This is a genomic window from Herbinix luporum (genome assembly GCF_900070325.1).
Lineage (GTDB): Bacteria > Bacillota > Clostridia > Lachnospirales > Lachnospiraceae > Mobilitalea > Mobilitalea luporum.
Window position 1 is genome coordinate 1,221,613 of record NZ_LN879430.1, and the last position, 13,117, is coordinate 1,234,729.

Consider the following 13,117-nt stretch of genomic DNA (forward strand, 5'->3'; position numbering starts at 1 on the left):
ATATTTACCTCAATTTGTTAATTGTGCCGAAATATAAGAAATTTTTGACACAGAGTTGACAAATTTATCCGTCTTTGATATAATATTTACGTAACATATTTAATATTTATGTAACAATTGATTTTAAACTTTCCATTTTTATAAAGTATAAATCTTATACAAAGTATAAAGTTTATACTTGGTAAATGGAAGAAAATTTGGAGGATTTTTCATCATGGATAAGAAGCTAATTAAGTTTTCCTTGATTTTTGTTACGGGCGTATTTATATCTGCAGCATCTGCTATGGCAGCTGAAATTGCAGTTGCCGGTTATCCATACGATAAAGCAGAGACAGCTATACAGATCGATAAGGGCAAGAAAGAAACTTCTAAGGAAACTTCTTTATCCACTAAATCAACATCCGATACAAAAAAAGATGAAATCACTTCTTCATCTATTGAAAGCACAAAGAGTAGTAAAACTACCAAATATACTAAAACAAATAAAAATTCTAATGAAATTCCAATTCCCGGATTTAATAATATAGGTATAGCAAATGTTGACACAAATTTATTAATTCGGGAAAAGCCCAGTGAAAATGGTAAAATTGTCGGTAAGATGCCTAAAGATGCCGGTTGTGATATTCTAGAACCTGATAAAGACGGATGGACCAAGATTAAATCCGGTAATGCGACCGGTTATGTAAAAAGTGAATATCTAATTGTCGGACAGGAAGCATCCAAGAAGGCCTTAACTATTGCCAATCATATTGCAACCGCTAATACAGACGGACTTCGCGTAAGAACAGAGCCCTCTTCAGATGAATCAGTTGAAATTCTAGACTATGTGGCAAAGGGAGAAGAACTGTTAGTATTAGATCCTTTGGTTGTTGTATATGGGGAGGAACATAAGTACAACAAATGGGTTAAGGTTAGCTTAGACGGTGATGACAGTGAGACAGGTACTATCGGATATGTTGCAAAAGATTTTGTTAATCTTTCTTATAAGTTAGCCCATGCTTATACATTAGAAGAATTAGAATTAGGACCCGGAGTATCTTCATTAAGATTGGAACTTGTTAACTATGCTAAAAAATTCTTAGGCTATCCATACAAATGGGGTGGCAATAGCTTCTCAGCAGACGGTGGAGTTGACTGTTCCGGTTTTGTAAGATTAGTATATAAGAAATACGGATATACAAATATACCGAGGGTATCTAGGGAACAAGCAACCAGCGGTAAAACAATATCTAAGTCTGACTTAAAGCCAGGAGATTTAGTATTCTATGGTAATAATTCTACCGGGTATATTAATCATGTTGCTATTTATATTGGTAACAATAAGGTTATTCATGCAAGCAATAAAAGAGACGGAATTAAGATATCTAATTTGACTTATAGAAAACCTCTTAAATATGTAAGATATATTAATGATTAATCTTATATGATAGAGCGAGATTTTAATAATCTCGCTCTTTTTGTATGTCAATTTTCAAGTATAGATATATAGGTTGACAAAGTAATTATTATGTAATATTATGGAAGTTGTAAATATTTTTAAGTCATTAAACTGATTATGGACAAATAAAACTTGATATAATACAATATTTATTAAAGTTTTAAAATTTGCTATGAGATTGGAGTTTATATATGGACTACTTATTTTATTTTGCTATAGTTGTACTGGGACTTATTATATGGAGTTTTATAAATGATAAAAAATATCAAAAAAACCTTAAAAAGCACTTAGAAAGGGAATGGGCAAGTTATCCCGAAGAAGATTATAATGCAGATAAAATGAAATCCATTAAGAGCTTTTATCTGACAGAAAAAGACCAGTATTTAGATGTGGATGATATTACTTGGAATGATCTTGATATGGATGAGATATACAAACTTATGAATAATACTCAAAGTTCTTTGGGAGAAGAATATCTTTATGCCCTTCTTCGCAAACCATGCTTTTCATCAGAAGAACTAGAAGAAAGAAATCGCCTGATAGAATTTTTTCAGTCCAATAAAGAGGAAAGACTTCAAGTTCAGATAAAATTAAATAAAGTAGGAAAGCTAAGAAAGATTTCCGTATTTGATTATATCAACAAACTTGGGGAGCAAAAACCGGAAAGCAATATACCCCATTATCTTATGGCTCTTGGACTATTACTTTCTTTAGGATATGTTTTTATAAATCCGGGGATAGGAGTGGGACTTAGCTTATTTTTTATGGTTTTTAATATTATCAGCTATTATAGGTATAAGGCAAAAATTGATAATTTTCTATTAATTATTGCCTTCCAGCTTCGTCTGCTTGATTGTATAGACGACTTAGCAAAAATCTCTATTCCAAGCTTAGAACCCTATGTAAAGCTTTTGTCTGAGGATTTAAAGAAGTTTAAGAAGTTTAGGAGAGGATCTTACATTGTAGTTGCAAGGAATGTAAGCGGCAATTTACTTGAGGCTCTTTTAGATTATTATCGTATGATTTTTCATCATGACTTAATTAAGTATAATATAATGTTAAGTTTTTTTAAAAAGAATAAGGATATCATGAAGCGAATTTTTAAAACTGTAGGTTTTATTGACAGTATGATTGCCGCCGCTTCATTTCGTGATATGGTGGAATATTACTCACTTCCTCAATTATCCCATACTAAAGCTAATCCGAAACTGTCCGTAAGTGAAGTTTACCATCCACTGATTAATAATCCGGTAGCTAATTCCATTACTGAGGATCGTTGTACCTTACTTACCGGATCCAATGCTTCCGGTAAGTCCACCTTTATTAAATCCATAGCTATTAATGCTATATTGTCACAAACAATATATACATCCTTAAGCAAAGAATACAAGGCCAATTATTTTACTGTATATTCTTCCATGGCCTTAAAGGATAATATCTTAAGTAATGAAAGTTATTTTATCGTTGAAATCAAATCCTTAAAAAGAATCTTGGATAAATCCAAAGGCGACTATCCCATCCTTTGCTTTGTTGATGAAGTTTTAAGAGGTACTAATACCTTAGAAAGAATTGCTGCCTCTTCAAGAATTCTAGCCACACTTGCTAAGGAAAATGCTCTTTGCTTTGCGGCAACCCATGATATTGAGCTTACTTATATCTTGGAAAATTATTATTCCAACTATCATTTTAGGGAAAAAGTTGAAGGAAATCAGGTTTTATTTGATTATAAATTATATAAGGGACGGGCTGTATCCAAAAATGCAATTAAACTTCTAAATCTTTTAGGATACTCAAAGGACATTATTATCGAAGCAGAAAATGCAGCAGACCAATATATGAAGACTGGAGAATGGAGTATAATCTCCGATAATTAAGAGGTGAATTATGTTGACTAAAGTAAGTATATATACCGACGGCTCTGCCAGGGGTAACCCAGACGGTCCCGGCGGTTATGGTACAATTATAGTATTTGTAGATTCTAAGGGGCAGGAACATATTAGGGAATACTCTGCCGGTTATAAAAAGACTACCAATAATAGAATGGAGCTTATGGCTGCAATCGTAGGCCTAGAGGCTCTTACAAAACCCTGCCATGTAACCCTATATTCCGATTCCCAATATCTTGTCAAAGCCTTTAATGAACACTGGATTGAGGGATGGATTAAGAAGGGATGGAAGAGGGGTAAAAATGAACCTGTAAAAAATGTTGACCTATGGAAGCGGCTTCTTAAGGCTATGGAGCCCCATAAGGTGGATTTTGTCTGGGTTAAAGGCCATAGCGGTCATCCTCAAAACGAACGATGTGATACCCTGGCCACTGAGGCAGCCGACGGAACAAATCTCTTAGATGATGTGGTTTATAACGGTTAAATGGGAATTTAGAATTTCAAATCATTAGCTCATATGGTATAATGATTCGAGATGTAAACTATAGAATATATACGTAAGAAAGGACAGTACCATAATGGCAAATCTAACTCCGTTAATGCAGCAATATATGCAGATAAAGGAGCAATATAAAGACTGTATTTTATTTTATCGTTTAGGCGACTTTTATGAGATGTTCTTTGAAGATGCAATTATTTGCTCCAAAGAACTTGAAATAGCTCTTACAGGTAAGCACATTGGAAAGGAAGAAAGGGCACCAATGTGCGGTGTACCTTACCATGCAGTAGATAATTATTTAAGCAAGCTAATAGCCCGAGGATACCGTGTGGCTATCTGTGAGCAGGTAGAAGATCCAAAAACAGCCAAGGGCCTGGTAAAAAGAGAGGTGGTAAGGATTGTTACTCCCGGCACCAATCTTAATACACAGGTACTTGATGAGACAAAGAACAATTATTTAATGTCTGTTGTACATACCACGAATTTATACGGTATCTCCGTTGTTGATGCTACAACCGGAGATTATTTTGTTACTGAGATTGATTCTAATCGAAAGCTAATGGATGAAATATACAAATGGTCTCCTTCGGAGATTATATGTAACGATACATTTTTAGTATCCGGTATTGACATCGAAGCTGTTAAGATGATAAATAATCTGTCCCTTTCACCTTTAGAGCCCTGGTATTTTGACGATGCCTTATGTATACGGGCCTTAATGGAGCATTTTGACGTTGGAAGCCTTGATGGAATTGGCCTAAAAGATTACACCATTGGTATAATTGCTGCCGGCAGTATTATGCAATTTTTAAGAGAAACACAAAAAACTACCCTGTCTCATATTACAAAATTAACTCCATATACTTATGAAAAATTTATGCTGCTGGACAGTTCTACTGTACGTAATCTGGAGTTGACAGAGACTATCAGAGATAAACAAAAAAAGGGCTCCTTGCTTTGGGTACTTGATAAAACAAAAACCGCTATGGGTGCTAGGCTTCTTAGAAGTTATGTGGAGCAACCTTTAATTGATTATGATATGATTAATCAAAGACTTTCTGCGGTAAAGCAGTTAAAGGAAAATATGATTACAAGAGAAGAAATCAGGGAGTATCTTAATCCCATATATGACTTAGAACGGCTTATGGGAAAAATCAGTTATAAAAGTGCTAACCCCAGGGATTTAATTGCCTTTAAGACTTCCCTTGAAATGTTGCCCCATATTAAGTTTTTAGTTAAAAATTTTGATAGTAAATTACTTAAAGAAATATACAATGAACTGGATGATCTTTCTGATATCTATGAGTTAATTAATAGCTCCATTGAAGATGAACCCCCCATTACAATAAAAGAGGGAGGTATTATCAAGGAAGGCTTTAATGAGGAAGTTGACCGGTTGAAGAAGGCCAAGACCGAAGGTAAAGACTGGCTTATGGAACTGGAAGCTAAGGAGAGAGAAGCTACCGGAATTAAGAATTTGAGAATAAAATACAACCGGGTATTTGGCTACTATCTAGAAGTAACCAAATCCTATCAAGACCTTGTACCTAAAGATTGGACAAGAAAACAAACCTTAGCCAATGCAGAACGTTATACTACCGATAAGTTAAAAGAACTAGAAGATATTATTCTTGGAGCCGAAGATAAACTTTTTTCATTGGAATATGATTTATTCTGTCAGATAAGAGATAAGATAGCTAGTGAGGTTAAGAGGATACAAAAAACAGCTAAGGCAATCGCAAAACTTGATGTATTTGCCTCCTTAGCCTTGGTTGCAGAACAGAATAACTATGTATGCCCTGAAATGAACACAGAGGGTTTAATAGATATAAAAAATGGCAGGCATCCTGTTGTAGAAAAGACAATATCCAATGATATGTTTGTTGCCAATGACACCTTACTGGACAATAAATCAAATCGAATATCTATTATTACGGGGCCTAATATGGCGGGAAAATCCACCTACATGAGACAAACAGCCCTTATTGTCCTAATGTCACAAATCGGTAGTTTTGTACCTGCAGACAGTGCTAAAATTGGAATTGTCGACAGGATATTTACCAGAGTCGGTGCTTCCGATGACTTAGCAGGAGGACAAAGTACCTTTATGGTGGAGATGACTGAAGTGGCTAATATTCTTAGAAATGCCACAAGAAACAGCCTACTTATACTGGATGAAATCGGACGAGGTACCAGTACTTTTGATGGACTAGCCATAGCTTGGGCAGTTGTGGAACATATAAGCAATACATCAATACTTGGAGCTAAAACCTTATTTGCCACCCACTACCATGAGCTTACAGAGCTTGAAGGTAAGATTGACGGTGTTAATAATTACTGTATAGCTGTTAAGGAACAGGGAGATGATATTATATTCCTGAGAAAGATTGTAAAAGGGGGAGCCGATAAAAGTTATGGCATCCAGGTGGCAAAACTGGCGGGAGTTCCTGCTTCTGTCCTAAAACGAGCCAATGATATTGTTAATGAACTGATTGGCAATGATCTTGCTTTAAAAGCAAGGACCGTACCTACAGAAGTAGAACAGCCAAGATGTGATACTTTATATGACAATATATCCTTAGAGCAGCAGTTTTCTTTATTTTCCATGTACGGAAATGATGATATTATAACAGAGATACGGGATATGGATATAACAAATCTTACCCCTATTGATGCCATAAATAAATTATATCAACTTCAAAAGAAAATTAAGGATAGGATTTAGGAAAGGATGGCCTCTATGTCAATAATTCATCTACTAGATGAAAATACCATAAATCATATAGCAGCAGGTGAAGTTGTAGAACGCCCAAAAGCAGTTGTAAAAGAGTTGATTGAAAATGCAATTGATGCCGGGGCCAGTGCTATTACCGTTGAAATTAAAGAAGGCGGTATTAGTTTTATTAGAATAACTGATAATGGCTCTGGAATTGCTAAAGAGGATATTCCTTTAGCTTTTATGCGCCATGCTACCAGTAAAATCAAAACCGCTGAAGACCTTTTTTTGGTAAACAGTTTAGGCTTTAGGGGAGAAGCCTTATCAAGTATAGCAGCAGTAAGCCAAGTTGAACTAATTACAAAGCAAGCTGCCAGCTTAAACGGATATCGTTATATTATTGAAGGGGGAGAAGAAAAATCCCTAGAAGAAATCGGATGTCCCAGTGGTACAACTATTATCGTACGTAATTTGTTTTATAATACCCCTGCCAGAAGAAAGTTTCTAAAAAGTGCTACCACGGAGGCAGGATATGTTAACGATTTGATGGAACGGCTTATCTTATCTCATCCGGGGATATCCTTTAGATTTATAGTAAATAATCAGGTAAGGCTGCAGTCTTCCGGTAATAACAATGTGAAGGATATTCTTTATCATATTTATGGGCGGGATATTTCCAAGGAATTATTGCCGGTGGAATTTAACTCCCCTGATATAACTATAAAGGGCTATATAGGTAAGCCAACTATCAGTAGGGGTAACAGAAATTTCGAGAATTATTTTATCAATGGAAGATATATTAAAAATCATATTATAACAAAGGCCATCGAAGAGGCATATAAACCTTTTATGATGCAGCACAAATATCCCTTTACTTCACTATACTATGAGATTAATCCTTCATTATTGGATGTAAATGTACATCCTCAAAAAATGGAACTTAAAATAAATAACGGTGAACAAGTCTATCAGATAACCTATAATCTGATTAAAGACAGCTTATCAAAAAAAGAATTAATACCTAAAATTAGCTTAAGCAAAAATGACCAAAAGAAAGTGACTCAAGAAAAGCTTCCTGAGCCATTTGAAAAAAACAGAATAAGTAATTTAAAAGCACTAGAAACTTTAGCTGCATATCAACCTATGGATAATAGACAATCAGCTAATTACTCCGGTGACCATATTTCTACAAATACAACTGATATAGGCAGTAATATATCTGGCAATAATAAAGAAGATAATCAGCCGATATGGGATCAGATAAATAATTCAGATATAATTAAGGAAAACCATAGCTATGAAGCTACGGTTAATACCGCTAACAACATAGAAGTAAAGGATCAGTTAGGTTTGTTTTCTGACTTTTTATCGAAGGAAGCAGTAAAAGACCATAGGATTTTAGGACAGATATTTTCCACCTATTGGCTGGTAGAATATCAAAAAGAACTATATATTATCGACCAACATGCAGCCCATGAAAAGGTGTTATATGAAAGAATTCTAAAGGCCGCAAAAAATAATAAACATACTTCACAAATGCTTCTGCCACCTATTGTACTTACTCTTTCATTAAAAGAACAGGAAGCTATAAAAACCCACAATAAAATTCTGGAACAATTAGGATATGAAATCGAGCATTTTGGAGGTAATGAATTTTCCATACGGGCTGTACCTGCGGATTTATATAATCTTTCAGATAAGGATTTATTCTTAGAGTTTATTGATGAGCTTACACAAGAGCTTGGGTTTGGCCAAGGAGATCCTTTATCAATATTGGAGAAGATTGCTTCTATGGCCTGCAAATCTGCAGTAAAAGCAAATCACATTTTATCCACAGAGGAAGCCTCCTCATTAATAAAGGAATTATTAACCTTAGAAAATCCTTATCATTGTCCCCATGGCAGACCGGTCATAATATCTATAAGCCGGTATGAATTAGAAAAGAAATTTAAAAGGATTATATAACTTGGAGGAACTATGGACAAAAAGCCACTTATAATATTAACCGGTCCCACATCTGTGGGCAAAACCTCCCTATCAATACATCTTGCTAGGGCTGTAAATGGGGAGATTATCTCTGCTGATTCCATGCAGGTTTATAAATATATGGATATAGGAACCGCAAAAATTACCCAGGAAGAAATGGGAGGTATCCCCCATTACCTTATTAGTGAATTTAATCCTGATGAAGAGTTTAATGTTGTTAAATTTCAAAAGTATGCAAAAAAGTATATAGATCTTATTTATAAGAAAAATAAAATACCTATACTGGTAGGAGGAACAGGCTTTTATATTCAAGCCCTTTTATATGATATAGATTTTGAAGAACATACTTCAGATACCTCTTATCGGGAGGAACTGACACAACTGGCTAAAAGTAAGGGATCTTTATATTTACATGAAATGCTTGCAAATCTTGATCCGAATAGTGCCAAAGCAATACATCCCAATAATGTTAAAAGAATAATTCGAGCCTTAGAGTATATCAAACAAACAGGAGAACCAATATCTGCCCATAATGAAGCACAAAGAATGAAAGAATCACCCTATCAATATAGATATTTTGTCTTAACTAAGGATAGAACAAAACTTTATGAAGCTATTAATCAAAGGGTAGATATTATGATTGAAAAAGGGCTTGTTAATGAAGTTAGACAATTGTTAGATATGGGATATAATAAAGAAATGGTGTCTATGCAAGGTTTAGGTTATAAAGAACTTATAGATTATCTTGAAGATAATTGCTCATTGGATGAGGCTATTTATAGACTTAAGCGGGATACAAGACACTATGCTAAAAGACAGCTTACCTGGTTTAAACGGGAAAAGGATGTAACTTGGGTAAACAAGGATGAATTTTCAAGTGAAGATGAAATCCTTGATTTCATGCTGCAAAAACTTAAAGAAAGTGCTATAATATAGGATAAATATTTTATGTCAACTAAAATAATGATACTGGAGGAATAATTGTGTTTACTAAAGATTTAGATACATTTTATATGGAGATGGGAATTAATCCTAAGCTTATTAACTTAGGTAATAAAATAGAAGCAGGCTTAAAAGAACGTTTTTCTCGTATTGATGAAATCGCAGAATATAATCAGTTAAAAGTACTAAAGGCTATGCAGGATAATAAGGTAAGCGATGTTCACTTTTCTGCAACAACCGGATATGGTTATAATGATATCGGCAGGGATACCTTAGAACAGGTATATGCCGATGTTTTTCATGCCGAGGATGCCCTGGTAAGACCCCAGTTAATAAGCGGTACCCATGCCCTTACGGTTGCACTGGCAGGTAACTTAAGACCGGGGGATGAGCTTTTATCTCCGGTAGGTAAACCTTATGATACCCTTGAAGGGGTTATCGGTATCAAAGAAACTAAGGGATCTTTAGCAGAGTATGGGATTACTTATAAGCAGGTAGATTTAAAGGGTGACGGTACATTTGATTATGAAAAAATCGAAAAAGCCATAGGTCCTAAGACAAAACTTGCTACAATTCAAAGATCCAAAGGCTATGCCAACAGACCGACTTTTTCTGTTAAGCAAATCGGAGAATTAATATCATTTATGAAGAAGATAAAGCCGGATCTTATATGCATGGTAGATAATTGTTACGGTGAATTTGTTGAATTAACTGAGCCTACAGATGTAGGTGCCGATATTTGTGTCGGTTCCTTGATTAAAAATCCCGGAGGGGGCCTTGCCCCCATAGGGGGATATATTGCCGGAAAAGCAGAGTATGTAGAAAATGCTGCTTGTAGACTTACTGCACCGGGACTTGGTAAAGAAGTGGGTGCTACTTTAGGTATAAATTCCAGCCTGTATCAAGGGCTCTTTATGGCACCACAGGTAGTAAGCGGGGCCTTAAAAGGAGCAGTATATGCGGCAAATCTATATGAGCATTTTGGCTTTGAGGTACTTCCTGACGGAAGAGAGGACCGTTATGATATTATCCAGGCCGTTACCCTAAAAAATCCTGAGGCTGTTATTGGATTTTGTGAAGGTATTCAGGCAGCAGCCCCGGTTGATAGTTTTGTTACCCCAGTGCCTTGGCCTATGCCGGGATATAACTGCGATGTTATAATGGCTGCCGGTGCCTTTATTCAAGGTTCTTCCATTGAACTTTCAGCCGATGCCCCAATACAACCCCCATATACGGTATTTTTCCAAGGAGGACTTACTTGGTTCCATGCTAAATATGGAATTTTAATGTCCTTACAAAAATTATTAGATAAAAACCTTATTCAACTGTAAAATTCCAAAAACAGGTTAATTTATGGTTATATGTCATTATTCCTGTATACAAAAAAAACTTCTTATGATAAAATTATATTAATTTATTTACATGATAATTTTTTATCATTTAAATTATTAGTATTAAATTTATTGGCATAATTAAATTTTTTCATAATTAAATGCTTAAATCCAAGGGAGAGCAATTGTTATGGCTAAAACAATAGGAAAAAATAAATGGGCTTTATTTCTCCTAGTACTTTTAGGTATATTGATAGGAAGTTTTATAGCTCATTTAGTAAAAAATGTTGAGTGGTTATCATGGCTAAATTATGGCATGGAATTTGCCATCGGTGATACAGGTAAGGGCAATGTAGTTAGTCTTAACTTAGGTGCCCTTGTGATATATTTTGGTATTAAAATTAAGATAACTGTGGCAAGTGCTTTAGGTGCCTTAATTTCAGTAATAATCTATAAAAAAATTTAATTATTTAAGATATCCAAATGATTTCTTGGAGAGAGAAAGAAGGAGGATATCATGAAAAAAACAAATTATTTAACTGTCAAAGAATTACCTGTATCGGAACGCCCCTATGAAAAATGCCAAGCTTATGGACCACAAAGTTTATCCGATGCAGAACTTCTTGCTGTTATCCTTAGATCCGGCAGCAAAGGACAAAGGGTCATAGACTTAGCTGTAAATGTTCTTAATCATTCAAAAACCCATCCCGGACTTAAGGGTTTAAATTACCTGACTATGAAAGAACTAACTGAAATAAAAGGGATTGGAAAGGTAAAAGCCATTGAGCTTCTTTGTTTGACAGAACTGACTAAGAGAATGGCAAGGGAAGTACATAAAGAAAGCTTGGAGTTTATAACTCCCAGTAGCATTGCCAATTATTATATGCAGGATATGCGTCATCTTTCTAGGGAACAGGTACGTCTTCTTATGCTTGATTCCAAATGTAAGTTTATCAATGATATGCTTATGTCACAAGGCTCAGTAAATAGCTCTATTATGCCTGTTCGTGAGGTGTATATTCAAGCATTAAAAGAAGATGCTGTAAATATTGTCTTGGTTCATAACCATCCAAGCGGTGATCCTTCTCCAAGCACAGAGGATATAAAAATTACAAAAAGGATGAAAGATGCAGGGAATTTAATTGGAATAAAACTTATGGATCATATTATTATTGGCGATAATAAATATATCAGTTTAGCAGAACAGGGGTTATTATAATTTATAGGCATTAATGACTTACCAAAGCGCATATAGGAGGTACTTAAATAATGGCTTTAAAAACATATGGCATAGATTTTGGAACCAGTACTATAAAAATTAGCAAAAAAGGACAGGGAATAGTTTTAGATGAGCGCAATATTATAGCCATTGCAGATAGAAAAAACATTATAGCAATAGGAAATGAAGCATATGACATGTATGAGAAAGCACCCTCTAATATAGTTGTAACCCATCCGGTCAGAAATGGAGTTATTGCAGATGTAGCGAATATGTCAGCATTATTAGTTCAATTTATGAAGCAAGTCAGCAAATCTAAAAGGCCGGGAATGGCTGATTATATAGTTGCTACACCTTCAGATATTACAGAAGTAGAGCGCCGCTCCTTCTATGAATTAATAGCCAACTCCCAGCTTAAGGCCGGACGAATTAAAATAGTTGAAAAACCCATTGCAGATGCTGTGGGAGCCGGACTTGATGTAATGTCAGCCAGGGGAGTTATGATTGTAGATATAGGAGCCGATACTACTGAGGTATCCATACTATCCTTAGGGGGTATCGTTCTTAGTAAATTAATCCCCATAGGGGGAAATAAGCTGGATGAAGCAATTAAAAGTATGGTTAAAAAATGTCATAATTTATATATCGGTGATAAAACGGCAGAGAGTATAAAAAAACAATTGGCCAGTGCCTTACCTGATGTGGAAGCAAAGATAAAGGTTTATGGTAGGGCTGTAGTAACAGGATTACCGGTCAAAGAGGAGATAGATTCCAAAACCGTTTATAAAGCCATTGAGGAGTATCTCTATAACATAATAGATGCCATCCGTATTATTTTAGAAAGGACTCCCCCGGAGATTGCCTCTGATATTATTGACAGCGGAATTTATGTGACCGGAGGTTCAGCTAATATCTTCGGACTAGATGAATTGATTTCTAAGGAAACAGGACTTTTGGTAAATATTTGTGATAATCCTGCAAGTACAGTTGCTAAAGGTCTAAGCAGAATAATGGATGAGCCGGAATTATCAACCCTGGCAGATTTTTTAAGGCCAAAAACTTTCGTAGATTAATATATGGTAGGATAAATAAAAGTTCTT

At 35.1% G+C, this 13,117-nt stretch carries 10 protein-coding genes; all 10 read left to right on the forward strand.

What is annotated here, in order from left to right; genetic code table 11:
* Positions 1–214: 214 nt before the first annotated feature.
* The 10 genes from SD1D_RS05640 to mreB all read left to right on the forward strand — a co-directional run bounded on the left by SD1D_RS05640 (position 215) and on the right by mreB (position 13,090).
* A complete protein-coding gene (locus SD1D_RS05640) occupies positions 215–1,417 on the forward strand; it encodes a C40 family peptidase (RefSeq protein ID WP_058258029.1) in 1,203 nt (400 codons plus the stop codon).
* Positions 1,418–1,629: 212 nt separating this feature from the next.
* A complete protein-coding gene (locus tag SD1D_RS05645) occupies positions 1,630–3,312 on the forward strand; it encodes a MutS-related protein (protein ID WP_058258030.1) in 1,683 nt (560 codons plus the stop codon).
* 10 nt (positions 3,313–3,322) lie between these two features.
* The gene (gene rnhA, locus SD1D_RS05650; RefSeq protein WP_058258031.1) at positions 3,323–3,808 is read left to right on the forward strand and encodes a ribonuclease HI; all 486 of its coding nucleotides are present in this window, start codon (positions 3,323–3,325) and stop codon (positions 3,806–3,808) included.
* A 94-nt stretch (positions 3,809–3,902) separates the two neighbouring features.
* Positions 3,903–6,548 carry a DNA mismatch repair protein MutS gene (mutS, locus tag SD1D_RS05655; RefSeq protein WP_058258032.1) on the forward strand — a complete coding sequence of 882 codons (2,646 nt, stop codon included), beginning with the start codon at positions 3,903–3,905 and terminating at the stop codon, positions 6,546–6,548.
* Positions 6,549–6,563: 15 nt separating this feature from the next.
* A complete protein-coding gene (gene mutL / locus SD1D_RS05660; protein WP_058258033.1) occupies positions 6,564–8,504 on the forward strand; it encodes a DNA mismatch repair endonuclease MutL in 1,941 nt (646 codons plus the stop codon).
* Positions 8,505–8,516: 12 nt separating this feature from the next.
* Positions 8,517–9,461, forward strand: a complete 945-nt coding sequence (gene miaA, locus SD1D_RS05665) for a tRNA (adenosine(37)-N6)-dimethylallyltransferase MiaA (protein WP_058258034.1) — start codon at positions 8,517–8,519, stop codon at positions 9,459–9,461.
* A 77-nt stretch (positions 9,462–9,538) separates the two neighbouring features.
* Positions 9,539–10,798: a methionine gamma-lyase family protein gene (locus SD1D_RS05670; RefSeq protein ID WP_058259211.1), complete on the forward strand. Its 1,260-nt coding sequence runs from the start codon at positions 9,539–9,541 to the stop codon at positions 10,796–10,798.
* A 190-nt stretch (positions 10,799–10,988) separates the two neighbouring features.
* Entirely contained in the window at positions 10,989–11,264 is a 276-nt protein-coding gene (locus SD1D_RS05675) for a DUF4321 domain-containing protein (protein WP_058258035.1), read from the forward strand.
* Positions 11,265–11,315: 51 nt separating this feature from the next.
* Entirely contained in the window at positions 11,316–12,017 is a 702-nt protein-coding gene (radC, locus tag SD1D_RS05680) for a RadC family protein (protein WP_058258036.1), read from the forward strand.
* Positions 12,018–12,067: 50 nt separating this feature from the next.
* Positions 12,068–13,090 carry a rod shape-determining protein gene (gene mreB / locus SD1D_RS05685; protein WP_058258037.1) on the forward strand — a complete coding sequence of 341 codons (1,023 nt, stop codon included), beginning with the start codon at positions 12,068–12,070 and terminating at the stop codon, positions 13,088–13,090.
* Positions 13,091–13,117 lie beyond the last annotated feature (27 nt).